The 23786-nt window shown below is 43.2% G+C and carries 16 protein-coding genes and 1 tRNA gene; 15 read left to right on the forward strand and 2 right to left on the reverse strand.

Translation table 11 applies throughout. The features are described 5' to 3' along the window. Positions 1-8 precede the first annotated feature (8 nt). The 6 genes from murC to lpxC all read left to right on the forward strand — a co-directional run bounded on the left by murC (position 9) and on the right by lpxC (position 6644). Entirely contained in the window at positions 9-1442 is a 1434-nt protein-coding gene (gene murC, locus CWC03_RS14355; protein WP_138582472.1) for a UDP-N-acetylmuramate--L-alanine ligase, read from the forward strand. Next, entirely contained in the window at positions 1439-2350 is a 912-nt protein-coding gene (locus tag CWC03_RS14360) for a D-alanine--D-alanine ligase (protein WP_138582473.1), read from the forward strand. The genes murC and CWC03_RS14360 overlap by 4 nt, the downstream gene beginning before the upstream one ends. A gap of 1 nt (position 2351) precedes the next feature. Next, entirely contained in the window at positions 2352-3137 is a 786-nt protein-coding gene (locus tag CWC03_RS14365; protein WP_039494198.1) for a cell division protein FtsQ/DivIB, read from the forward strand. Further along, positions 3134-4366, forward strand: a complete 1233-nt coding sequence (gene ftsA, locus CWC03_RS14370) for a cell division protein FtsA (RefSeq protein WP_128728776.1) — start codon at positions 3134-3136, stop codon at positions 4364-4366. The genes CWC03_RS14365 and ftsA overlap by 4 nt, the downstream gene beginning before the upstream one ends. Positions 4367-4387: 21 nt before the next feature. Beyond that, positions 4388-5632, forward strand: coding sequence for a cell division protein FtsZ (gene ftsZ, locus CWC03_RS14375; RefSeq protein ID WP_138582474.1), 1245 nt, complete (start codon positions 4388-4390; stop codon positions 5630-5632). An 88-nt stretch (positions 5633-5720) separates the two neighbouring features. Next, positions 5721-6644, forward strand: a complete 924-nt coding sequence (gene lpxC / locus CWC03_RS14380) for a UDP-3-O-acyl-N-acetylglucosamine deacetylase (protein WP_010368639.1) — start codon at positions 5721-5723, stop codon at positions 6642-6644. A 44-nt stretch (positions 6645-6688) separates the two neighbouring features. Here lpxC and CWC03_RS14385 read toward each other — a convergent pair whose 3' ends face one another. Next, on the reverse strand, positions 6689-7174 hold the full coding sequence (locus CWC03_RS14385; RefSeq protein ID WP_245008220.1) for a DUF721 domain-containing protein: 486 nt from the start codon (positions 7172-7174) through the stop codon (positions 6689-6691). A gap of 484 nt (positions 7175-7658) precedes the next feature. On the opposite strand from CWC03_RS14385, the gene secA reads away from it, so the two are divergent. The 5 genes from secA (at position 7659) to nagP (ending at position 17618) form a co-directional block, all read left to right on the forward strand. After that, on the forward strand, positions 7659-10367 hold the full coding sequence (gene secA, locus CWC03_RS14390; protein WP_138582476.1) for a preprotein translocase subunit SecA: 2709 nt from the start codon (positions 7659-7661) through the stop codon (positions 10365-10367). A gap of 57 nt (positions 10368-10424) precedes the next feature. Continuing rightward, positions 10425-10823, forward strand: coding sequence for an 8-oxo-dGTP diphosphatase MutT (gene mutT, locus CWC03_RS14395; protein ID WP_138582502.1), 399 nt, complete (start codon positions 10425-10427; stop codon positions 10821-10823). Between the two features lie 312 nt (positions 10824-11135). Next, positions 11136-13208 carry a M13 family metallopeptidase gene (locus CWC03_RS14400; protein ID WP_138582477.1) on the forward strand — a complete coding sequence of 691 codons (2073 nt, stop codon included), beginning with the start codon at positions 11136-11138 and terminating at the stop codon, positions 13206-13208. Positions 13209-13536: 328 nt separating this feature from the next. After that, a complete protein-coding gene (locus tag CWC03_RS14405) occupies positions 13537-16128 on the forward strand; it encodes a family 20 glycosylhydrolase (RefSeq protein ID WP_138582478.1) in 2592 nt (863 codons plus the stop codon). Positions 16129-16328: 200 nt separating this feature from the next. Further along, positions 16329-17618, forward strand: a complete 1290-nt coding sequence (gene nagP, locus CWC03_RS14415) for an N-acetylglucosamine MFS transporter NagP (RefSeq protein WP_353477787.1) — start codon at positions 16329-16331, stop codon at positions 17616-17618. A gap of 513 nt (positions 17619-18131) precedes the next feature. On the opposite strand, the gene CWC03_RS14420 is transcribed toward nagP, so the two are convergent. After that, a tRNA-His gene (locus CWC03_RS14420) sits at positions 18132-18207 on the reverse strand. Between the two features lie 201 nt (positions 18208-18408). On the opposite strand from CWC03_RS14420, the gene CWC03_RS14425 reads away from it, so the two are divergent. The 4 genes from CWC03_RS14425 to CWC03_RS14440 all read left to right on the forward strand — a co-directional run bounded on the left by CWC03_RS14425 (position 18409) and on the right by CWC03_RS14440 (position 23732). Then, positions 18409-19227 (forward strand): mechanosensitive ion channel family protein, encoded by an 819-nt coding sequence (locus CWC03_RS14425; protein ID WP_138582479.1) that lies wholly within the window; start codon positions 18409-18411, stop codon positions 19225-19227. A 14-nt stretch (positions 19228-19241) separates the two neighbouring features. Beyond that, positions 19242-20033: a DUF481 domain-containing protein gene (locus CWC03_RS14430; protein WP_010368621.1), complete on the forward strand. Its 792-nt coding sequence runs from the start codon at positions 19242-19244 to the stop codon at positions 20031-20033. 85 nt (positions 20034-20118) lie between these two features. Continuing rightward, positions 20119-22788 (forward strand): SLBB domain-containing protein, encoded by a 2670-nt coding sequence (locus CWC03_RS14435; protein ID WP_138582480.1) that lies wholly within the window; start codon positions 20119-20121, stop codon positions 22786-22788. Beyond that, the gene (locus CWC03_RS14440; protein ID WP_138582481.1) at positions 22788-23732 is read left to right on the forward strand and encodes a Wzz/FepE/Etk N-terminal domain-containing protein; all 945 of its coding nucleotides are present in this window, start codon (positions 22788-22790) and stop codon (positions 23730-23732) included. Before CWC03_RS14435 ends, CWC03_RS14440 begins: the two co-directional genes overlap by 1 nt. Positions 23733-23786 lie beyond the last annotated feature (54 nt).

Here is a 23786-nt window from a genome sequence, read left to right on the forward strand (position 1 = left end):
GATATTAAATGGAAGCTTCAAGCAGAAGAGCAATGCGACGTATCAACACCATCCACTTTATCGGGATTGGTGGTGCTGGTATGGGTGGGATTGCAGAAGTGCTGGCCTTTGAAGGTTACCGAATTACAGGCTCAGATATCGCCAAAAGTACGATGACAGAGCGATTAACAAATATGGGCGCCGAGATCTTTATCGGCCACCAAGCTGAAAATGTAAAAATGGCTGATGTGGTTGTGGTATCGAGTGCAATCAACGACCAAAACCCAGAGATCCAAGCGGCGAAGGCAAACCGTACGCCAATCGTTCGCCGCGCCGAAATGCTCGCTGAGTTGATGCGCTTTCGTCACGGGATTGCGGTAGCAGGAACACATGGTAAGACCACAACGACGAGCTTGATAGCGAGTATTTTTGCGCGGGCTGAGCTGGATCCAACCTTTATTATCGGTGGCTTGCTCAATAGTGCTGGCAGTAATGCCAAAGTGGGCAGCAGTGAATACCTTATCGCAGAAGCGGACGAGAGTGATGCATCGTTTTTGCATTTGCAGCCGATGGTGTCGGTGGTCACGAATATCGAAGAAGACCACATGGATACTTACGAGGGTGACTTCGAAAAAATGAAAGACACCTATATCGAGTTTATCCATAACTTACCATTTTATGGTCTGGCAGTGGTGTGTGTCGATTCGCCAGTCGTAAGAGAATTATTGCCACGCTTTGCAAGGCCGACCATCACGTATGGTGAGGCTAACGATGCGGATTATCAGTTACTGGACTTCAAGCAAACACAAAGTGAATCACAATTTAAAGTCAGAACCAAAGACGGTGAGTTACTTGAAGTGAAGCTAAATATGCCAGGTAAGCACAACGCATTGAATGCACTGGCATCTATTGCAGTTGCAAAAGATCACAATATTGAAAACGAAGCGATTTATCAGGCATTAGCCAATTTTGAAGGCGTAGGACGTCGATTCCAGCATTACGGCTCATTCAATAATGAAGTGGGTGAGGTGATGCTGGTTGATGATTATGGTCACCACCCGTCTGAGGTTGCGATGACGATAAAAGCCGCTAAGTCTGGTTGGCCTGATAAGCGTTTGGTTATGATTTATCAGCCACATCGCTATAGCCGAACACGCGATTTATATGAAGATTTCGTAAAAGTGCTTTGCGATGTTGATAAACTACTGCTGTTAGATGTATATAGTGCCGGTGAAGCGCCCATCGTTGGTGCGGATAGTAAGAGTTTGTGTCGTAGTCTCCGTCAACGTGGCGTTGAGCCTATTCATATCAGTGACCATGGTGAATTGGCTAAAGTGTTGGCAAGCACCATGGCTGATGGCGACTTAGTGTTGACGCAAGGAGCTGGCAATATAGGTCAAATCGTGAAGCAGTTAGCCGCAACCGGGCTATCGATAGCGCAGTTAAAACAGAGTGAATTATGAGTAGTCAGTTTGGTAAAGTAGCCGTATTACTTGGCGGTAGTTCAGCAGAGCGAGAGGTGTCGCTAAAGTCTGGTAATGCAGTGTTAAATGCTTTCGTTAACCAAGGTGTTGATGCGATTGCTTTTGATCCCGCAGAACGTAATTTATGGCAGCTTAAAGACCTAGGTGTGGATCGTGTATTCATCGCACTGCATGGTCGTGGCGGTGAGGATGGTACTATTCAAGGTGCGCTTGAGTTTATGGGGATACCATACACAGGAAGCGGTGTACTTGGTAGTGCGCTTGCAATGGATAAAGTCCGCTGTAAGCATCTATTTCAGTCTGCCAAGTTAAGTACGGCACCTTACGCTGTCGTGAGCAAAGAGACGGGGTTTGATGCTAAGGCGCTAATCGCTGAGTTTGGCAAAGTCATGGTAAAACCAAGTCACGAAGGCTCAAGCATAGGTATGGCTCAGGCAGACAACGAAGAGACCCTGACTGCGGCATTAAATAATGCCTTTAAGTTTGACGATCAAGTTCTCGTTGAGCAATGGATCACTGGGCGGGAGTTTACCGTGTCTATGCTCGGTAAAGAGGCATTGCCTGTTATTGAAATGCGCACGCCTCGTGGTTTTTACGATTATGAAGCGAAGTACCAAGTTAACAGTACAGAGTATTATTGTCCGGCAGATATTAGCGCTGCACATACTGAGCAATTACAAGTGATGGCAAAGCACGCTTTTGAATTGGTTGGTGCCACTGGTTGGGGACGCGTTGACGCCATGCAAGATGAACAGGGCCATTTCTATCTACTCGAGGTAAATACCGTACCTGGTATGACCGAAAAGTCGTTGGTACCGATGGCAGCAAAAGCAACGGGTGTAAGTTTTGAACAATTAGTTGTTCGCATTTTGGAGCAAACGCTTTAATATGCGAGCATTTTTGGCAGGGTTGAAGCTGATCAGTTCAAGAGTGAACTGGCCCCTTTTCTGGGGACTTGGCTTCTTCTTTGTGGTGATTTTTACATTGGTAAGAGGAACATACTGGGTAAGTGATTGGTTAGTTGCACATCATGATGCGCAAATAAAAACACTCAAAGTGCTCGGTAAACCGCATTATACCAATGAAGATGACATTGTGGCGGCAATTAAAACCGCAGATTTAAATAGTTTTTTTGAGCTTGATGTAAAAGCAGTCCACAAGGCAGTAAAGTCTTTACCTTGGATTGCGACAGTGTCAGTCAGAAAACAATGGCCGGATACGCTGCAAGTCTATGTAGTGGAACATAAGCCGGTTGCGCATTGGAATAGCGATTCATTGCTCAATGATGATGGCGAAGTATTCCAAGCGAGCAGTAACAAATTGCCGCAAGGGCTGCCTGAATTATACGGCCCTGAAGGGAGTGCTGAAGAAGCATGGCAAACATTTAAGCAGTTTAAAGCCTTGTTGGCGGTAAATCAGTTTACGTTGGAAAGTTTAGCGCTTTCAGAACGATTTGCTTGGCAGCTATGGCTGGACAATGGGATCCGCTTAAATTTAGGGCGTGAAGACAAAGCCAAACGAGTACAACGTTTTATTGACGTGTATCCACGTATGGAGCGCCCTGAAGGTAAAGTAATCGATGTCATTGATTTACGCTATGACACGGGACTGGCAGTGAGTTGGAAAGAACCTACTGAGCAGCAAGAACAACAAAATAACAAGAGTGAAGCATGACAAAGTCGGCAGAAAGAAACTTAGTGATTGGATTAGATGTTGGCACATCAAAGGTCGTCGCCACAGTTGGGGAGATCACTGTGGACAATCAACTTAGTATTGTCGGTGTCGGACGCCAAGAGTCTCACGGCATGGATAAGGGCGGGGTAAACGATTTAGACCTCGTTTCTGAGTCTATTAAACGCGCTGTAGATGAAGCAGAGCTAATGGCTGATTGCAGAATAAGCTCGGTTTATTTGGGGATTTCAGGCAAACATATTCAGTGTCAAAATGAAAGTGGTGTGGTGGCAATAAACAACGCTGAAGTCACAGACGATGATATTGCCAATGTTATTCATATCGCGCGCTCTGTGCCTATGTCCGCCGAACGCAAAATGCTGCACTCATTGCCGCAAGAATATAGCATCGACATGCAAGAGGGGATTAAAAACCCTTTGGGTATGAGTGGCGTAAGGATGGAAGCGAAAGCACATATCATTACGTGTTCGAATGACATGGCAAAGAATATTGAAAAGTGTGTTGAACGCTGTGGTTTACAGGTAGATCAATTAACATTTAATGCCTTGGCATCATGTTACTCGGTGTTGACTGATGATGAAAAAGAGCTTGGTGTTGCGGTATTAGATATCGGTGGTGGCACCATGGATATTGCGATTTATGTAAATGGTGCGCTGCGCCATACTGCCGTGATCCCAGTCGCAGGTAATCAGGTCACTGGCGATATAGCAAAAATATTTAGAACACCTATTTCGCATGCCGAGTCTCTGAAAGTACAATATGCCTTCGCGTCGAGCCAAATGGCATCAAGCGAAGAAACCATCGAAGTACCAAGCGTTGGTGGACGCCCTGCTCGGGTAATGTCTCGCCATACTTTGTCTGAGGTGGTAGAGCCAAGATTTAGAGAACTGTTTGAGCTTGCACAAGAAGAATTACGTCGCTCAGGTTTTGAAGATCAAATTGCGGCTGGTCTTGTTATCACCGGCGGTAGCGCCAAGATGCAAGGTGCACAAGAAGTCGCAGAAGATATATTCCAAATGCCAGTGAGAATAGGTAAACCAATTGGCATTAAGGGATTAACAGATTATGTGGATGACCCTGCATATGCAACGGCGGTAGGTTTGTTACAATACGGCCGTTCACTACAATCGATGAATGCACAGAAATCGAAAGTAGATGCAGAGGGGAGTTGGTGGAACCGTGTTACAAAATGGTTCCAAGGCGAGTTTTAATACTCAAGTCGGAGAGTGAAGATGTTTGATATTATGGAACAGCACAGCGAAGAAGCTGTCATTAAAGTCATCGGTGTCGGTGGCGGCGGTGGTAACGCCGTAGAACACATGGTAAACCAAGAAATTGAAGGCGTACGTTTTATCGTAGCGAATACTGACGCACAAGCGTTACGTCGTTCGTCTGCGGATATTACTGTACAGCTGGGGACCCAAATTACCTCAGGTCTTGGAGCTGGCGCAAACCCAGAAGTGGGCCGCAGCGCAGCAGAAGAAGATCTAGAAACCATCAAGAGCAGCCTTGAAGGCGCAGACATGGTATTTATCGCGGCCGGTATGGGCGGCGGTACAGGTACCGGTGCCGCACCTGTTGTTGCACGCGCAGCAAAAGAACTAGGTATTTTGACTGTGGCTGTAGTAACGCGTCCTTTCGATCTCGAGGGTAAAAAGCGTATGGCTGCAGCTGAGCAAGGTATTGCCGAGTTGTCAGAAATTGTAGACTCACTTATTACAATTCCAAACAACAAATTGCTTAAAGTTCTTGGTAAAGGGACTACACTGCTAGATGCCTTCGCTAAAGCAAATGACGTGCTTTATGGCGCGGTACAAGGTATTGCAGAGTTGATCACACGTTCAGGTCTAATCAACGTTGACTTTGCGGATGTGAGAACCGTGATGTCAGCAATGGGGACTGCAATGATGGGGACGGCTTCGGCAACAGGTCCTGATCGTGCACAAGAAGCTGCGGAAGCCGCGATTTCTAGCCCGCTTTTAGAAGATGTTGATCTAACTGGCGCGAAAGGCATTTTGGTGAATATTACCGCTGGCATGGACATTACTATCGAAGAGTTTGAGGTCGTTGGTAACCATGTTAAAGCGTTAGCGTCTGAGAACGCGACTGTGGTAGTGGGCGCTGTTATTGACCCTGAAATGAGCGAAGAGCTTAGAGTGACCGTGGTTGCTACAGGCTTAGGTGGTGACCGTCGTCCGCAATTTGGTATTGTAGACAATAGCTTTAGACAAGCCTCAGGCTCAGATGCAGTAGGTGGCACACAAACTAGCTCACAAACGAGCATGTATGTGCCAAGCTTTACACAGCCACAAACGTCAGCGGCAGAACCAGAGCAACCAACTGAAGCGCCAGCACCACAAGTGCAAGAACAGAAGCCACAACAAGCTTCTAGTTCAGCAAACGCAAAAGGCAGCGACAGTAAAGAAAAAGGTGACTACTTCGATATTCCGGCTTTTTTACGTAAGCAGTCAGACTAAAGTTGGTATAAAAAATAAACAAAGATTGGCAGTTTGGTGGAACTATGTTATACTCCGCCGCCTATCTAGAATTTAAGTGGGCGAATATATGATTAAACAACGTACGATTGCACAAGTCGTTAAAGCCACAGGTGTAGGTTTACACAAAGGTGAAAAGGTCACGATCACTCTCCGACCAGCTGGTGTGAATACAGGTGTTGTATTTCGCCGCGTTGATCTAGACCCTGTTGTTGATTTTGAAACAACACCAGAAGCTGTGGGCGACACGCAACTGTGTACGTGTTTAACAAATAAAGACGGCGTTCGCTTGTCTACTACCGAGCATTTGATTGCTGCGGTTGCTGCGCTTGGGATTGATAATCTCATCGTAGAGTTAGACAGCGCCGAAGTGCCTATTATGGATGGCAGTGCATTGCCATTCATCTACTTAATTCAAAAAGGCGGTATTGAAGAGCAAAACGCTGCCAAGCGCTTTATTCGCATCAAAGAAAAAGTGCGTGTTGAAGATGGCGACAAGTGGGCTGAAATTGAGCCTTACGATGGTTTCCACATCGACTTTGAAATCGACTTCAATCACCCTGCGATTAACGCTAGCCGTCAACGTATTGGATTAGACATTACCGCCCAAAGCTTTACTGAAGAGATCAGTCGTGCTCGTACTTTCGGTTTTATGCGTGATATCGAATACATGCATGCAAACAACCTAGCCTTAGGTGGCAGCATGGACAATGCGGTTGTTTTAGACCAGTTTAAGGTATTAAATCCTGATGGTCTGCGCTATGCGGATGAGTTTGTTAAGCACAAGATCCTAGACTGTGTGGGTGATATGTTTATGGCAGGTCACAACATTTTAGGTAAGATCTCATGCTATAAATCAGGCCACGGCCTAAACAATATGTTGCTTCGTGAAATCATGGCAACTGAGTCAGCATGGGAGTGGGCAACATTCGAAGAGCCAGTCAGTATGCCAGCGCCAGGAATGGAAGCGGGTATCAATACCGCAACGGCATAAGCCTGTTAGGCTAATACAGTTTGATAAAAAATGACGCTAAGGCGTCATTTTTTTTGCGTTGTGTTTGCGTGTTTAGCGAGTCTTTCCAGTTTCGCCTTAAGCGATGGTGGAGCGGATTGTGCTAGCGCTAGCAAATGCTCGCCAGTGGCTTGACTCATACTTCGATTGGCTTGATAGGTTGAAGATTGGGACTCCACCTTGTTGGCAAGGCGCTGTTGGGCTTCTGGATTGGTGGTAATTTTAACCAATGCACAGTCATGTAACCCAACTTTTCTAAATGCACTGAGAATATCCATTTTCAAAAAGTTTAGCCGAGTAGCAAGCGTTGCTGAAGCCGCTTCTATCGTCAGTGTCCCTTCTTTGTAGTGAGCGACACGGCATTTTTTACTCAAAATAGGGCCTAGCGTGTCTTCCAAACAGCTCTGTAATTGTGCCGCTTGGGCACTTTTTTGGCCATATTGATTGAGCTTATCTGACCACCCCCCCATCACTTCATCAAGCGGTTTTGGATTGTAGCGATTTTTAGCCAATGACTTACTTCCCATAGGTTGAAAAATAAAAAATAACCGCCATATCGGGATAATACGGAGTCAAATTACTCCGTACTGGTGGTTTCTCAGTCTCCTAAGTATATCAGAGACAAAATTTTGAGAAATCCAAAAGTACCAACATTTGTTGTCGAAAGTGCTTAGCTCAGTACTCGAATAAATGAGTCGAGTTAGGTGCTAACTAAACTTTATCACTTGCAACGGTACGCTTACGCTCCAACAGTAAAGATTTCTTGCAATTGAACTTGGTATTATTTACCCAATAAGGTTTGCAGAAACAAAGAGTCTGGTATGATAGGGCATAATTTTAACTCGGCAAGATACAAAATGCTCACTCCTAAATTGGCAAAGTGAAAACCGTAATTTAGGAAGGCTTTTGTCGCCAACAGGACAAGCGCGACCCAACCTTAACAACATCGGCTTAGAGAGATGGGTCAGCCAATACACAGAGTGAAACGGTTTAAACATGTTAGCAAATATTTTTACCAAAATTTTTGGTAGTCGTAATGATCGCACCATCAAAAACCTAAGAAAAACAGTCGCTTTAATCAATGCGTTAGAAGAACAATACGACAAATTAAGCGATGAAGAACTAAAGGCAAAAACCGCTGAATTCAAACAGCGTATTGAGCAAGGTTCGAATCTAGATGATTTATTACCAGAGGCGTTCGCTACGGTGCGTGAAGCATCTAAGCGCGTATTTGGAATGCGTCATTTCGATGTGCAAATGATTGGTGGTATGGTATTACACCAAGGCCGCATTTCAGAAATGAGAACGGGCGAAGGTAAAACACTAACAGCAACATTGCCTGCGTATTTAAATGCAGTTTCAGGCAAGGGTGTTCACGTTATTACCGTCAACGACTACCTAGCTAAGCGTGATGCTGAGACAAACCGTCCACTATTTGAATTCCTAGGCCTTACTGTAGGTTGTAACGTGCCAGGTATGATGCCACAGCAGAAAAAGCAAGCCTATGCTGCGGATATCACTTATGGTACTAACAACGAGTTCGGCTTTGACTACCTACGCGATAACATGGCGTTTAGTGTTGAAGAACGTGTTCAACGTCCACTTAACTATGCGGTTGTGGATGAAGTGGATTCAATCCTAATCGACGAAGCGCGTACACCGCTTATCATATCTGGTCCTGCTGAAGATAGCTCTGAGCTATATGCCGAAATCAATAAAATTGTTCCTGATCTTGTGCAACAAGAAAAAGAGGACGAGGAAGGCGTGGAAGGCGATGGCGATTTCACCATCGATGAAAAAGGTAAACAAGTTCATCTTACCGAGCGTGGCCAAGTTAAAGTTGAAGAATTACTGACTGAACGTGGGTTGATTGAAGAGGGTGACTCTCTTTACTCAGCTGGTAATATTTCACTGCTTAGCCATGTTTACGCAGCACTTCGTGCTCACAAGCTGTATCAAAAAGACGTTGATTACGTCGTAAAAGATAACGAAGTTATTATTGTTGATGAGCACACGGGCCGTACGATGGAAGGGCGTCGTTGGTCTGAAGGCCTTCACCAAGCCGTTGAAGCGAAAGAAGGGGTTCGTATTCAAAACGAAAACCAAACCTTGGCTTCCATCACATTCCAGAATTACTTCCGTCTATACAACAAACTTGCTGGTATGACAGGTACGGCGGATACTGAAGCATTCGAGTTCCAATCAATTTATGGTCTAGATACGGTAGTTATCCCAACTAATAAACCTATGGTGCGTGATGATCGTGCGGATCTTGTATATTTGACGCAAGAAGAGAAGTTTGAAGCCATTCTTGAGGATATTCGTTCTTGTCAAGAACGTGGTCAGCCTGTGTTGGTGGGTACGGTATCTATCGAAAGTTCTGAGTATCTTTCTCACTTCCTTCGCAAAGAAAAAATTGAGCATAACGTACTGAATGCTAAATTCCACGCACAAGAAGCGGATATTATCGCGGACGCGGGTCTACCGGGTAAGGTAACGATTGCCACGAATATGGCAGGTCGTGGTACGGATATCGTACTGGGGGGCAGCTGGCAGTCGGATGTTGAAAAGTTAGAAAATCCATCAGAAGAGCAAGTAGCAGAAATCAAAGAAGCTTGGAAAGCGCGTCACGATGCAGTACTGGCTTCTGGTGGTTTACACATTATTGGTACTGAACGTCACGAATCTCGTCGTATTGATAACCAGTTGCGTGGTCGTGCAGGTCGTCAAGGTGATGCAGGCTCAAGCCGTTTCTACTTGTCGATGGATGACGCATTGATGCGTATCTTTGCTGGTGAGCGTATGACTAACATGATGCGCAAACTCGGTATGCAACGTGGTGAAGCCATTGAACACCCTTGGGTTAACCGTGCCATTGAAAACGCACAGCGAAAAGTAGAAGCGCGTAACTTTGATATTCGTAAACAATTACTTGAATACGATGACGTTGCGAACGATCAACGTAAAGTGGTTTACGAACAACGTAACGAACTACTTGAAGAAGGCGATATCTCAGAGACGATCACGGCAATTCGTGAAGATGTGTTGAATGCAACTATTGATCAGTATATTCCACCGCAAAGTCTTGCTGAAATGTGGGACATTCCAGCACTTGAAGAGCGGTTGAAAAATGACTTCCATGTTGAGCTTCCGATTGCAAAATGGCTTGAAGAAGACAGCAAACTATATGAAGAAGTGCTTCGCGATCGTATCGTAGAAGAGGTGGATAAGGCGTACAAGCAAAAAGAAGAGATGGTAGGCTCGGATGTGCTACGTCACTTCGAAAAAGCGGTTATGTTACAAAGCCTAGATCAGCATTGGAAAGATCACTTAGCGGCAATGGACCATCTTCGTCAAGGTATTCATCTGCGAGGTTATGCACAGAAGAATCCGAAGCAAGAATATAAGCGTGAGTCATTTGAGTTATTCTCACAAATGCTTGAGAACTTGAAAATTGACGTGGTTGGCGTACTAAGTAAGGTTCAGGTTCGTGCTGAGGAAGATGTTGAGAAAGTTGAAGAACAGCATCGCAAGAGTGAGCAAGCACCGCGTGAATATCAACACGAAGAAGTTGAGCGCGTGGGCGGTGAAACGCCTGAAGGTGCGGTTGTTGCTGAGCGCACTGAACCGAAGGTTGGTCGCAATGAACCTTGTCCTTGCCAATCAGGTAAGAAGTTTAAGCAGTGTTGTGGCAAATTAAAATAATCAAATCCAAATTGGTATAAAAAGCGACGCTAAGTCGCTTTTTTTATGGAGTAAATGATGCAAAAAAAACGTGTTGAAGTCGCTGTTGGTGTTATTGAAAAGGCGCAGCAAATCTTTGTATGTTTAAGAGGTGAAGATCAACACCAAGGTGGGCTTTGGGAGTTCCCCGGTGGAAAAATGGAAGCGGGTGAAGATGTCTTTTCGGCATTGAAACGTGAGCTGCAAGAAGAGGTTGGTATTGAGATTTATAACTCATCTGAGTTAATGCGCATTGAGCACGACTATGCTGACAAAGCCGTATGCTTATACATTCACCATGTGGAGGATTTTTCCGGTGAAGCACATGGCGCAGAAGGGCAGCCTTCTAAATGGGTTGCAGTTGAGCAGCTACATGAACTTGCGTTTCCTGAGGCCAACAAAGCGATCGTGGAATTATTACAAGCACGCAAAAATTAGTGACAAACTTTGTTACTAAATTCAGTACTCAAAGCCATAGTCATTTACTATGGGCATCGGTAGACTAGTGAATAACCGCTTACGTGTAAATAAACGTCAGCCAAAGACTCTCGTTACTCTGAGGTTTGATAGGAAACACAATTGAAGGGTTTCTTTCCAAGCCACAAAGGTTATGTCTAAATTACATTTATCTATATGCAATTGGTCTGGCGGATTATTTAACCAGAGGTTTGGATAAGTAATTTGAGTATTATTTTATCTAGATGAATGGAATTTGACATTTACAAGCGAAACTCTATCAGGGGAATAAAAATGAAGAAACTATCACTGACCGCTGCAAGTGTTGCACTTGCATTGGGATTGATTGGTTGTAGTGAGCAACCGCAAACACAACAACAAAAGCCGATTGACCAAGCTGAGGCACAAAAGGCAGTGTTGAATTCTGGTATTGAACTCGAAAATATTGATAAATCAGTGCGTCCACAAGATGACTTCTATTTTCACGTGAATGGTCACTGGTTAGAAAAAACAAAAATCCCTGCAGATAAGTCAAATTATGGTTCTTTCTCGCAGCTCTATGATGAGTCACAAAAAGCACTGCGTAAAGTGCTAGAAGATGCTGCAAATAACGCGTCTGCAAAAGCAGGCAGCGATGAGCAGAAATTAGGTGCGTTTTATCAAAGCTATATGGATGAAGGAGCGAGAAACGAGCTAGGCTTAAACCCCATTAAGCCGTACTTGGATGACGTTCAAGCGCTGAAGACTAAATCAGAGCTACCAACTATCTTTGCTAAAATGCGTTTAACGGGGGCAAGTACACCGTTTGGTTGGTACGTTAATAATGATGCTAAAAACTCCAGTGAAAACGCGCTTTATATGTTCCAATCAGGGCTTGGTCTACCTGATCGCGACTACTACCTGAAAGAGGACGAAAAGTTTAGTAAAATTCGCGAACAGTATCAGCGCTATATCGAACAATTGTTAGCTAAGGCTGGCCATAAAAATCCAGGTCAAGCTGCGTTTAATATTATTGAGTTAGAAAAGCAGATTGCTGAGGCACAGTGGACACGTGTTGAAAGCCGCGATGCGACTAAAACTTATAACAAGCTCAGCCAAGAAGAGTTTAATGCGTTAATGCCTGACTTTGATACGTCTGCGTTTTTAACCGCACTTGGTATTAAAACGGATTCACTTATTGTAAGCCAACCGAGTTTCTTTGAATCGCTATCAAAAATCATTGCTGATTCAAAGCTAGAAGCTTGGCAAGACTATTTAACTTTCCACTTTACCAATGACTATGCAGAGTTATTAAGTAAAGATATTGTTGATCTTAAATTTGGCTTCTTTGGCAAAACATTGAAGGGTGTAGAAGAGCAAGCACCGACGTGGAAAAAAGCGGTAGATGCAAGTAACTCTGTTCTTGGGGAGATGTTAGGCAAAATCTATGTGAAGTCGTATTTCCCACCAGAAGCAAAGGCGCGCATGGAAGAACTGGTTGCCAACCTCATTAAAGGGTTTGATCAAGCAATTGATGGCTTAGAGTGGATGAGCGCTGAAACGAAAGTAGCCGCCAAAGAAAAGCTCAATAAGTTCACGCCTAAAATAGGCTACCCTGACAAATGGAAAGATTATTCAGCACTTGAGATAAGTCCTGATGATCTAGTGGGTAACTATGTGCGTTATAGCCAATTTGCGAATCAGGAGATGATCGATAAATTAGGCAAACCTGTGGACCGTGGTGAGTGGTTTATGACACCGCAAACGGTGAACGCGTACTATAACCCGGTGAATAACGAGATTGTATTCCCCGCTGCGATTTTACAACCACCATTCTTTAACCTAGAAGCGGATGATGCAGTAAACTACGGAGCAATCGGTGCGGTTATCGGTCACGAGTTGGGCCATGGCTTTGACGATCAAGGTGCCAAGTATGACGGAGATGGTAACCTACGTAATTGGTGGAGTGAGTCTGATTTAGCGCAATTTGAATCACGTAGCCAAAAGTTGGTTGAGCAATTTAATGGTTTTAAACCATTTGAAGATGCCAGCGTGAATGGTGAACTGACTCTGGGTGAAAATATTGGTGATTTAGGTGGCTTAACCGTCGCTTATAAAGCGTACCAAATTTCACTAGGCGATCAGAAAGCGCCGATTATAGATGGTTACACTGGAGAGCAGCGCTTCTTTATGGGTTGGTCACAAATTTGGCGTCGCAAATATCGCGATGAAGAGCTGCGTAATCGTCTGATGACAGATCCGCATTCACCAAGTCATTATCGAGTGATCGGTGTGCTACCAAATATGCCTGAATTTTATAAAGCATTTGATGTGAAAGAGGGCGATAAGATGTATCTCAAGCCAGAAGACAGAGTGAAAATCTGGTAATTTCACATTTTGATTCAGTGGCGGCGTTATTGCATTCATGCAGTAAATCCGCCGCTTTTTTTACGACTCTCAATTACGATCCTCTGAAGCTTTCACAAGATATCAAACTCAATCCAGCACTTTCTGCAAGCACTCGCTATTTCCAAGGTTAAGTTCATCGCTATTTGATGGTATTTACAGCTAAATCAGAGTAGTTTCATTTTGTCTAACACAGGGATATGAAAAAATAATGATAGCGCTGTCATTTTAACTTTTATATGATGTTTAGGAACAATGAGTGATTAAATGATGTTCATTTTGAATTGAACATGAAGACTGGGAGCAAAAGATGAGAATAAAAACGACTTTGCTTGGGGCGATAATTGCTGGGTGCTCGTTCTATACACAAGCATCTTTCACGCAGCAGCAGTTAGCGCAGTTTGCAAGTGACACGCATTTTGAATTTGCAGTAGAAAATAACTTCAGCAACGGTGCAGAGGGTTTTAGCGGCGCTATTATACTGACAAATAATTCAAAAGTTGACCTACCAAAAGGGCAAAGCGATTGGCAAATCTACTTGCACTCAGTACGTCACATTTCAACGAAAACAGCTGAAGGTCTGCGCTTTGAACATATTAATGGAGACCTTCATCGTATAACTCCTACTAATTCGTTTGCTGGCTTAAAAGCCGGTGAAAAGCTCAAGCTGACTTTTGATGCTTCAGCTTGGGTTGCTGCATACAGCGATTTTATGCCGCGTGCTTTTATTGTCTCAGGTAAAAATAACCCAGTCATTTTTGCAAATACTGATACCGAAGACATGACGCAGTTCGTTGCGCCATTTGAGCGTGAGAACCAGCTGAAAAGATACAATACACCTACCGATTACACGCAGATAGCCAACGCAGCGCTGCGTTTTGAACGTAATCAAAGTAATATTTCGGTCTCAAAAGAAGATGCGCTAAGACGAATCATTCCAAAGCCTGAGCATATCGACTTTAACCGTGGCGAAATTACCCTTAACAACAATTGGCAGATCCGCTTTGCGGGACGCTTAAAGTCAGAAGTCGCTGTTTTTCAGGAAGACTTATCAGAATATGGGTTGGATTTAAAAGCTGAAGCAAATCATGTGCCTGAAGGGAATATCCCAACGATCCGCCTTAAAGTTGCGAAAAGCCTAGGGCGCGATTATGACTACAACCAAGCCGGGTCATATACATTAGATATTGATGATGATGTGATTGAAATTACGGGTATTGATAACGCAGGTGTGTTTTACGGTATTCAAAGCTTGCTTGCGCTATTTCCAGCTGATAGTAAAAATGAAATTACCTTGTCTCACGTAGAGATCAAAGACTCTCCGCGCTTTAGTTGGCGTGGGATGCATTACGACAATGCCCGTAACTATCATGGTAAAGATGCGTTGTTTAAACTAATCGAACAAATGGCGCGCTATAAGTTAAATAAGTTCCACTGGCACTTTTCAGATGATGAAGGTTGGCGCCTAGAGATCCCAGGGCTCCCTGAGTTAACAGAAGTTGGTGCATTCCGATGTTTTGATTTAGAGGAGCGTGAGTGCTTACTCACTCAGTTGGGTACAGGACCTTTCAAAACGGGAAGTGGAAATGGTTATCTTTCTCGCGAGGACTTTGTCGAGTTACTTAAGTTTGCCACCGCGCGTCATATCGAGATCATTCCAGAAATAGAAAGCCCTGGCCATGCTCGTGCTGCGATCAAATCGATGGAAGCGCGTTATCACAAATTGATGGAAGCGGGTAAAGCGCAAGAGGCCAAAGCCTACCTTCTGAGCGATATTAATGACACTTCAAAGTATCTAACCGTGCAACTCTATACTGACAACTCTATTAATGTTTGCTTGGACTCAAGCTATGCCTTTATGGAAAAGGTGGTATATGAGCTGCAGGAAATGTATCGCGATGCTGGCACTATGCTAACGACTGTCCACTTTGGTGGTGATGAGGTTGGAAAGGGCTCATGGACTGAGTCACCTGCATGTAATGAGTTATTTGCGGTAGCCGACAACGGGGTCGCTGGACCCAATGATTTAAAACCATACTTTACTCAAAAAGTGGCAAAATTGCTTGCCAAGCGTGGGATCACTCCAGCCGCTTGGGAAGATGGTTTAATGTATAACACCACGACGACCTTTAAACGTGATGAATTCCCAAATCCGCAGTTTTTGGTAAATACTTGGGATAACATTTGGGAGTGGGGAGTTGCAGACAGAGCCCATCGTTTTGCAAACAACAATTACCAAGTTATTTTGTCTCACGGTACTCATTTGTACTTTGATCACCCTTACGAAGCGCACCCTGAAGAGCGCGGCTATTATTGGGCAACGCGTTATACAGATACGAAAAAAGCATTTTCGTATATGCCAGATAATATTTATGCGAATGCGGACTTCACGCGAAACCGTGAGCCTATCGTGAACCTAGAAGCCTTAGTTGGTCGAGAGTTACCTGCGCTTAAGAAGCCGCAAAATATCCTTGGTATGCAAGGACAAATATGGAGTGAGACCATTCGCTCGGAAGACCAAGTGTTACGATTGATTTTCCCTCGGTTGCTTTCGCTTGCAGAGCGCGCTTGGCATAAAGCAGATTGGGAAGGGCGTCGTATTCACCAAAAAGAGCTAAACAAAGACTTCTCAACCTTCGCAGCAGCCCTGTCTTTAAAAGAGATTGCAAAGTTACAGAATGATGGCATTAAGCCAAACCTTCCGGTTCCAGGTGCTAAGGTGGTGTTGGGGAAACTTGAAGCGAATAGTGCGTTTCCTTATCTGGCAATAGAAGTGAGCTTAGACAATGGTGAATCTTGGCAGCCTTATACTGATCAGATGAGTGTCTCAGATGAAAGTAAGGTATTGTTGAGAACGCGAGCCGGAGAAAAAAATACGAGCCGTGTCACAGGGTTGAAATAAACCCTCGTATTCAGTTTATCGCAAAAAAAGGGCAATGGCCCTTTTTTGGTGATAATTTTGCTCAAATTCTAACTGGTAATGAAATAGATTTTAACGTAAAGTTAAATGTCAGCGCTGTCATTTTTGTAAAGAAAGCAGTGAGCAAAGCAAAAAATAACAAGGCAAAAAGCCATACAAACAATAAACGATGAGTAATGTTTATGGAAGCTACCGTGTCGAATACAACAAAACGAAGTAACGCGATCCCTATGGCAATTGTCGCCGCCATGTTTTTTATTCTTGGCTTTGTGACTTGGCTTAATGGGTCGCTAATGCCATATTTGGAGCAAGTATTAAAACTAACGCCTCTCCAATCTTCATTTATTCTTTTCTCTTTTTATATTGCTGTGACATTTACCGCAGTTCCTTCAGCTCTAGTTATCCGCAAGGTGGGGTATAAAAATGGTATGGCCATCGCGATTGCGATGATGATGTGTGCGGCGTTGCTATATATTCCAGCGGCTAAAACACAAATGTTTGCATTGTTTTTGTTTGCTCAATTTACTATGGGTATTGGGCAAACATTATTACAGACAGCTGTAAACCCTTATGTGGTGCGCATTGGGCCTGAAGAGTCAGCAGCTGTACGCGTCAGTATTATGGGTATACTGAATAAAGGTGCTGGTATTGTTGCGCCGCTTGTATTTACTGCGTTGGTGCTGAGTAACTTTACTGATATGGCAGGTAAAGAGCTGACTCAAGCTGATATCGATGCAATGGCAAACGGTCTTATCGGGCCATATTTAGGCTTGGCTGCATTTATTGGTATTTTTGCCCTAGGTATTAAGTTTGCTCCACTACCTGAAATAGAAAAAGATGATGAGGAAGAACACGGCTCAGTGAGAGAAGCGCTATCTCACCCTAATCTAAAGCTTGGCGTGATCGCACTGTTTTTGTATGTTGCGGTTGAAGTGATTGCTGGTGATACGATTGGTTCATTTGCGCTAGCACTGGGGGTTGAAAAATATAGTGTGATGACATCTTATACTATGGCTTGTATGGTTACGGGCTATATTTTGGGCATCATATTGATCCCGAGAGTAATATCGCAGGAGAGGGCGTTAACAGCATCAGCCGTACTTGGTGTGCTTCTCACGCTCGCAATTTCATTTGGTAGCCCAGACTCGTTTGTCATTTCAAATCTATTTGGATTATCAGCGTTGCCTGATATTCTATTGATGGTCGCTATTTTAGGTTTAGCGAATGCCATTATGTGGCCTGCTATTTGGCCGCTCGCATTATCTGGACTTGGCAAGCTAACCAGTGTAGGCTCTGGTTTATTGGTTATGGGTATTGCCGGTGGTGCATTTGGCCCAGTGTTCTTAGGTTTAGCAAAGGGTACCTCAGGTACGGTGGAATCACAGCAAATTGCACACCTTGTAATGTTACCTTGCTATCTATTTATAATCTTCTACGCTGTGAAAGGTCATAAGATCAAAAAGAAAGCGTAGCAAGAAAATGTAAAGCATTTCTATGTATGTAGAAATAATCCCGTGTGTGATGCCACCTGAATAAGGTGGCATTTTTTATGCCTAAATCACTCCGTTCCTTTAGAACCTGCTTGATGCAGGAAGCTGTTTAGCGATGTTAAATCGTTGTTACACTGAATCTGATGATTGTTGTTTGTTGTGTAGGAGCTGTTTTATGTAGCGAGTGTTTCATTCCTAAGTCGCGATATAAAATCGCTGCTACGCTGATGTCTGGTGCTTATTGTTTGGTGTTGGTCGTGTAGGAGCTACTTTATGTAGCGAGGGTTTTATTCTTAAGTCGTGATATAAAATCGCTGCTACGCTGATGTCTGGTGCTTATTGTTTGGTGTTGGTCGTGTAGGAGCTACTTTATGTAACGAGAGTGTCATTCCTAAGTCGCGATATAAAATCGCTGCTACGCTGATGTTTGGTGTTTATTTTGTAGGAGTGATGTATACGTAAAAAGATAAAATGAGAGTAAATATATAGAAAGAATGGGGCGACTGATGGGACTTGAACCCACGACAACCGGAATCACAATCCAGGGCTCTACCAACTGAGCTACAGCCGCCACTAAAGACTTGAACACCTCGTGTGGTGTGGCGCGCATAATACATAAGTTTTTATCAAATGCAAAGGGAAATATAGAAAAAACTTAATAAAAGTTTTTTTTCGGAGATTATTTCCGCATACAGCAAATATTCATATATCCTATGTATGATCCAGCCGATCTAATGATAAATAACTGCTTAATATAAAAAGGGGGATGAGTATGGAAGCTGTTTGGAAGTGGGTTAATGAGAACTCAGATTTAATCTTACACTATGTGCTGCAAGGCGTTATAGCACTAATAATTTTCTTCGTTGGCCTAAAACTTGCCAAGCTCAGTGCTAATCTTACCGAAAAAGCGTTTGGTAAGCGCAAAGTAGATAAAGCAGTTGGCTCATTTGTTGCCAATATTGCTTATGCGATTGTGTTTGCTGCGACATTGCTTATGGCATTGTCTCAAGTTGGTATCGAAACCACCTCATTCATCGCTATTCTAGGTGCGGCAGGTTTGGCAGTTGGTCTTGCACTACAAGGTTCACTGTCTAATTTTGCCTCTGGCGTATTGATCATCATGCTGCGTCCATTCAAGTCAGGTGACTATATTGAAGCAGGCGGTAAAGCGGGTAGCGTACAAAAGATAGAAATCTTCTCTACTGAGCTACGTACTCCTGATAACAAGGTGATTGTAATGCCAAACTCTTCTATTATGTCTGGTGCAATCGTTAACTACTCGCGTGAAAAAACACGTCGTATTGATCTTGTTATTGGTGTTGGCTATGACGCAGATCTTAGAGAAGCAAAAGCAGTATTAAAGTCTGTACTAGATAATGAACCAAGAATTCTTAAAGAACCTGCGTACAATGTTGCGGTACTAGAGCTTGCGGATTCAAGTGTTAACTTTGTCGTTCGCCCTTGGGTTAAAACAGAAGAGTACTGGCCAACGTATTTCACACTTGTGGAAAATATTAAAATTGCGCTAGACGAAGCCGATATCACCATTCCATTCCCGCAAATGGATGTTCACCTACACAAAGATCAGTAAAAGGTTAGTTAGAAATGAAATTAAAGGTTTTAACCTGTTGTATTCTTGTTGCAGCAAGCGCTAATGCAGCGGCAGAAAGCAAAGCTAAGAAGCCAAAGAAAGTTTGGGATGTAACCAGTGAAGTGGGTGCGATTATCACCAGTGGTAATACAGAAACAACAACCCTAAAAGGTGGGATCAAAGCTAAGCACAACCTAACTAACTGGAATAACGAGTACAAGTTAGACGGCTTCTACAAAGAAGACACGCGTGAAAACGATGCAGGCGTAGATGTTACATCTCGCACTAACGAAAAATACTCAGCATCAGTTCAAGGTAACTATAAGCTAAATGAAGATAACAGCCATTTGTTCGTGTTTGGTTCCTATGTTTCAGATTACTTTGGTGCCTACCGTAGTGAAGCGGTTATTTCAGTGGGTTACGGTCAACGTTTATTCGAAAACGACGACATGTATCTTAACGCTGAAATCGGTCCCGGTGTAAAGCGCTTTGAGCACCAAGACGATAGCACTGAACTTGACGATGACGGTGAGCTACTTGCTGGTACGTCTGAAAGCGAGTTTATCGGTGTGGGTAAACTAGATTATCAATGGCAGATCTCAGAAAACGCACGCTTTACACAGCTTATCGCGATTGAATATGGTGATACCAACACCAAGACAACGTCTGAAACGGCGTTGCTGACCAAAATCAACGGTTCTCTACAGATGAAAGTGGCGTACAACATTATCCACAACTCTGACGTAGCAGACGATAAAGAAAATACAGACACAGAAACGTCACTTACTTTGGTTTACAGTTTCTAACAAGTATCTTTCCAAAGGGTACCTCAGTGCCCTTTTAATTCTTCCAAACTTCGGTAGAATGCTCAAAGTTTAACAAAAATCTATAATGGAAGAGATTTCAGTGAAGTTCTTCAGAATATTATTTCTCTCAGTTTTTATTCTTATATCGCACCAATCTGTTGCGATGACACCAAGCAAACAGCAAATTGAACAGTTTAAAAAACTCCCCAAAGCTCAGCAAGAAGCCCTTGCAAAGCGCTATGGTATCGATCTAAGCACCCTGGATAATAATAAAGGTGACAAAAAGAACGAAGAGAAGGAGCCTTCGATTCTACCACGTGACAAAAAGGGGTTACTGGAGGAGGAAGAAGAAGAGGATAAATTCAAACCAAAGTTAGAAGAACTTAAGCCTTTTGGTTATGAGCTATTTGCTGGTGAGCCTACGACTTTTATTCCCTCTGAGTTGGCTGCTATTCCTGATACTTACTTGCTTGGGATTGGAGATACAGTAAAAATCAACCTGTATGGTAAAACCAATGAAGAGCACGAAGTACAAATCGATCGCGAAGGACGTCTCGCCATTCCTAACCTAAGCCCAATTCATGTAATTGGCTTATCATTTAAGGAATTGAAAGCTCTGATCTCGAAAAAAATCTCTGAGGAAATGATCGGTGTTCAAGCTTTCGTCTCGATGGGTGAACTTAACCCAATGCGTATAATGGTAGTGGGTGAAGCCTATAAGCCTGGTAGCTATACCGTGTCTCCTCTCGCCACGGTCACACATGCTCTGTTTGTTTCAGGTGGAGTGAGTGATAATGGTTCGCTGAGAAAAATCCAAGTCAAAAGGGCTGGTAAGCTAGTTACTACCTTCGATCTCTATGACTTATTGCTATTTGGTGATAGCTCTGATGATGTAGTTTTAAAGCCTGGCGATGTTGTTTTTATTCCGCCAGCAGCTAAGAAAATAAAAGTAAAAGGTGAAGTTAACCGTCAAGCTATTTTTGAGCTTAAAGAATCAGACTCGCTTGAGAGTGTGATGGCTATGTCAGGAGGCTTCAAAGCCAATGCAAATAAATCGAAAGTAGTTGTCTCACGCTACAACGGTGATGGAAGGCGCATCACCCTAAACTACAACTTTACTGAAAACACAAGCTACAAACCACAAAACGGTGATGAGATTTCGGTCAACGCTGCTTCAACTCGTTTCCAAGATACCGTGACTGTTGTTGGTGCGGTAACCAGCCCAGGTCATTATGAATGGCATCAGGGTAAGACACTCAAAGATATCTTCAGTGCGCCACGAGAAGATTTGCTATCCATTGCAGATTTTGGCTACTCATTGATTATTCGTGAAGTTAACTTTGAAGGCGACATCGCTATCCATCAGTTTTCTTTACAAGATATTTTTAACGGTAAAGCGGGGGATATAGAGCTCGCGTCTAACGATACAATCGTCGTATTTAGCCGCTACCAGCTTAAAGAAGAAGAAGAGCAGTTATTAGAAGACCTCGCATATAACAAAGAGCAACTGAAACTACGCGAAAACGTGAAGTTATGGGAGCAATTTGAGCGCGATGAGTTCTTAAAATATATTGGTTTGAAAGAAGATGAACTATTTGAGCTTGAAGAAGAAGTTAAATTAATCACAAGTATTGATGCACTTTTTCAAGAGCCTGAGGAAGTAGAAGAAGAAGACTATGCGGTATTTAGTCGCCAAAAGCTACTTGCGCCAATTGTCGCTAAGCTGCAGAGGCAGGCAACGCCTAGCGAGCCTGCAAAATTGTTTGCTGTAAACGGTCAAGTTAAGTTTCCTGGTGTTTATCCATTATCTGAAAATGCAGACTTCCAAAAAGCGGTGCAAGCTGGCGGTGGGTTTCTTGAATCGGCTTATCTCGAGCAGGTTGAGCTAACTCGTGTTGTTTATAATGATGGTAAACAGGTTGAACATATCCAACTTAACGGTTTGGACGAGTTGGCTAATCCAACTCAAATACTGACGAGCAAAGATACTGTTAACATTTTCCCAAGACCTAATTGGCAAGAAAGACTAGAGGTTAAGGTTGTTGGTGAGGTTAAATTCCCTGGGACGTACACCATTAAACGTGGTGAGACACTTGATAGCCTACTAGAAAGAGTTGGTGGCTTTAATCAATTTGCACATAAAGAGGCGGCAATTTTTACACGTGAATCTATCAAGCGCAAAGAAACTTCGCAAATTCAACGCCTAACTCAAGAGTTAAGACGCGATATTATTACTAATACTTTCCAAAAAAGCGCGACTGCAAATACTTCTATGCCATATGAAGATATGGATCAAATATTAAAGGATTTATCGAAGGTTGAGGCGTTAGGACGTTTGGTTATTGACCTTGATAAACGTTCGACCCAATCTTTGCAGTTAGAAGATGGTGATGCGTTATATATCCCAGCAATGCAGGACTCTGTTAGTGTCATTGGAGAGGTTAATCTGGCTGCAACACACTTATTTGATTCATCTAAGTCTGTTGATGACTACATTAAAGCTAGCGGCGGATTAAAGCAAAAAGCGGATGACGAGCGTATTTATATCATAAAAGCTAATGGTTCAGTTGAATTACCTAGTTCAGGATCATGGTTTGCAGTCAGCAGCCATGGAGGCCAACTAGCGCCGGGCGACACGATAGTTGTACCTCTGGACGCTCAACATATTGATAGCTTGACACTGTGGAGTACAGCGACACAGATTATTTATCAGCTTGGTCTAGCTGCAGCATCAATTGCAACGCTTAACAAATAATGGATAACAATAAACAGATGAATGAAGCTGATATCATTAAAAAAAATGAAGTTGATTTGACTGAAATTTTGTCAGTGCTTTGGAGGGGAAAGTGGCTAATCATATTAGTCACTGCTGTATTTGCTGTATCCAGTGTGTTTTTTGCACTTTCTCTACCGAATACTTATAAAGCGACGGTATTACTTTCACCTGTTGAAGATACTCAAGGCGGCATGCTCTCAAATTTGAAATCTGAGTTTGGCGGCTTAGCTGCAATGGCAGGAGTGAACTTAGGTGGAGGAAAGGGCGATAAATCAGCACTTGCGCTTCAAGTAATGCAAAGCCGCTCATTTTTAAATAACTTTGTTGAAAAATATGAATTAAAGCCAAAACTGATGGCTACTGAAGGGTGGGAACTGGGCAGTAATCAGTTGATATACAATGGTAAAGTTTATGATAAAGAAGCTGGTATTTGGCTCAGAGATGTTTCAGCACCTTTTAAGCCTGAGCCAGGCATCCAAGAAGTATTTGAACATATCAGAGCACAGAATTTAGCTGTGATAGAAGAAAAGGAGAAGGGACTAATTACTATTGCAATGACTCATTATTCCCCCTACTTAGCGAAGGAAATGGTGGAAAACATCGTTGTGGAAATTAACGATTACATGAAAGCTGAGGCAGTAGCAGAGTCCAATGTAAAAATAGAGTATTTGAAAAAGGCATTAGCGGAAACATCGGTTGCAGATATGCAGAAGATATTTTACCAGCTGATCGAGCAACAAGAGCAGACCAAGATGCTGGCGCAAACACAGTCGCAATATGTGTTTAAGACAATTGATCCTGCCATTCTGCCGATCCAAAAAGCTGGACCAAAGCGTGCATTGATTTGTCTTGGTATTACTTTCCTAGGCAGTGTACTTGCGTTTGTTCTGTTATTATTTAGACATTTTGTGCTCAGAAAGTAATTTTTGGGTAGGATAGAGAGTTGTTATTTAGTGTTATTGGCAATTTAGTTTAAA

Origin of the sequence: Pseudoalteromonas sp. S2755, from assembly GCF_005886535.1 — a bacterium.
Taxonomy (GTDB): domain Bacteria; phylum Pseudomonadota; class Gammaproteobacteria; order Enterobacterales; family Alteromonadaceae; genus Pseudoalteromonas.

What these genes read in the sequence shown, in the direction of transcription:
- nagP (WP_353477787.1), top strand. Translation starts at nt 16,329, where the DNA reads ATGGAAGCTACCGTGTCGAATACAACAAAACGAAGTAACGCGATCCCT.
- ftsA (WP_128728776.1), top strand. Translation starts at nt 3,134, where the DNA reads ATGACAAAGTCGGCAGAAAGAAACTTAGTGATTGGATTAGATGTTGGC.
- CWC03_RS14430 (WP_010368621.1), top strand. Translation starts at nt 19,242, where the DNA reads ATGAAATTAAAGGTTTTAACCTGTTGTATTCTTGTTGCAGCAAGCGCT.
- lpxC (WP_010368639.1), top strand. Translation starts at nt 5,721, where the DNA reads ATGATTAAACAACGTACGATTGCACAAGTCGTTAAAGCCACAGGTGTA.
- CWC03_RS14360 (WP_138582473.1), top strand. Translation starts at nt 1,439, where the DNA reads ATGAGTAGTCAGTTTGGTAAAGTAGCCGTATTACTTGGCGGTAGTTCA.
- secA (WP_138582476.1), top strand. Translation starts at nt 7,659, where the DNA reads ATGTTAGCAAATATTTTTACCAAAATTTTTGGTAGTCGTAATGATCGC.
- mutT (WP_138582502.1), top strand. Translation starts at nt 10,425, where the DNA reads ATGCAAAAAAAACGTGTTGAAGTCGCTGTTGGTGTTATTGAAAAGGCG.
- CWC03_RS14365 (WP_039494198.1), top strand. Translation starts at nt 2,352, where the DNA reads ATGCGAGCATTTTTGGCAGGGTTGAAGCTGATCAGTTCAAGAGTGAAC.
- murC (WP_138582472.1), top strand. Translation starts at nt 9, where the DNA reads ATGGAAGCTTCAAGCAGAAGAGCAATGCGACGTATCAACACCATCCAC.
- CWC03_RS14440 (WP_138582481.1), top strand. Translation starts at nt 22,788, where the DNA reads ATGGATAACAATAAACAGATGAATGAAGCTGATATCATTAAAAAAAAT.
- CWC03_RS14425 (WP_138582479.1), top strand. Translation starts at nt 18,409, where the DNA reads ATGGAAGCTGTTTGGAAGTGGGTTAATGAGAACTCAGATTTAATCTTA.
- CWC03_RS14400 (WP_138582477.1), top strand. Translation starts at nt 11,136, where the DNA reads ATGAAGAAACTATCACTGACCGCTGCAAGTGTTGCACTTGCATTGGGA.
- CWC03_RS14405 (WP_138582478.1), top strand. Translation starts at nt 13,537, where the DNA reads ATGAGAATAAAAACGACTTTGCTTGGGGCGATAATTGCTGGGTGCTCG.
- ftsZ (WP_138582474.1), top strand. Translation starts at nt 4,388, where the DNA reads ATGTTTGATATTATGGAACAGCACAGCGAAGAAGCTGTCATTAAAGTC.
- CWC03_RS14435 (WP_138582480.1), top strand. Translation starts at nt 20,119, where the DNA reads ATGGAAGAGATTTCAGTGAAGTTCTTCAGAATATTATTTCTCTCAGTT.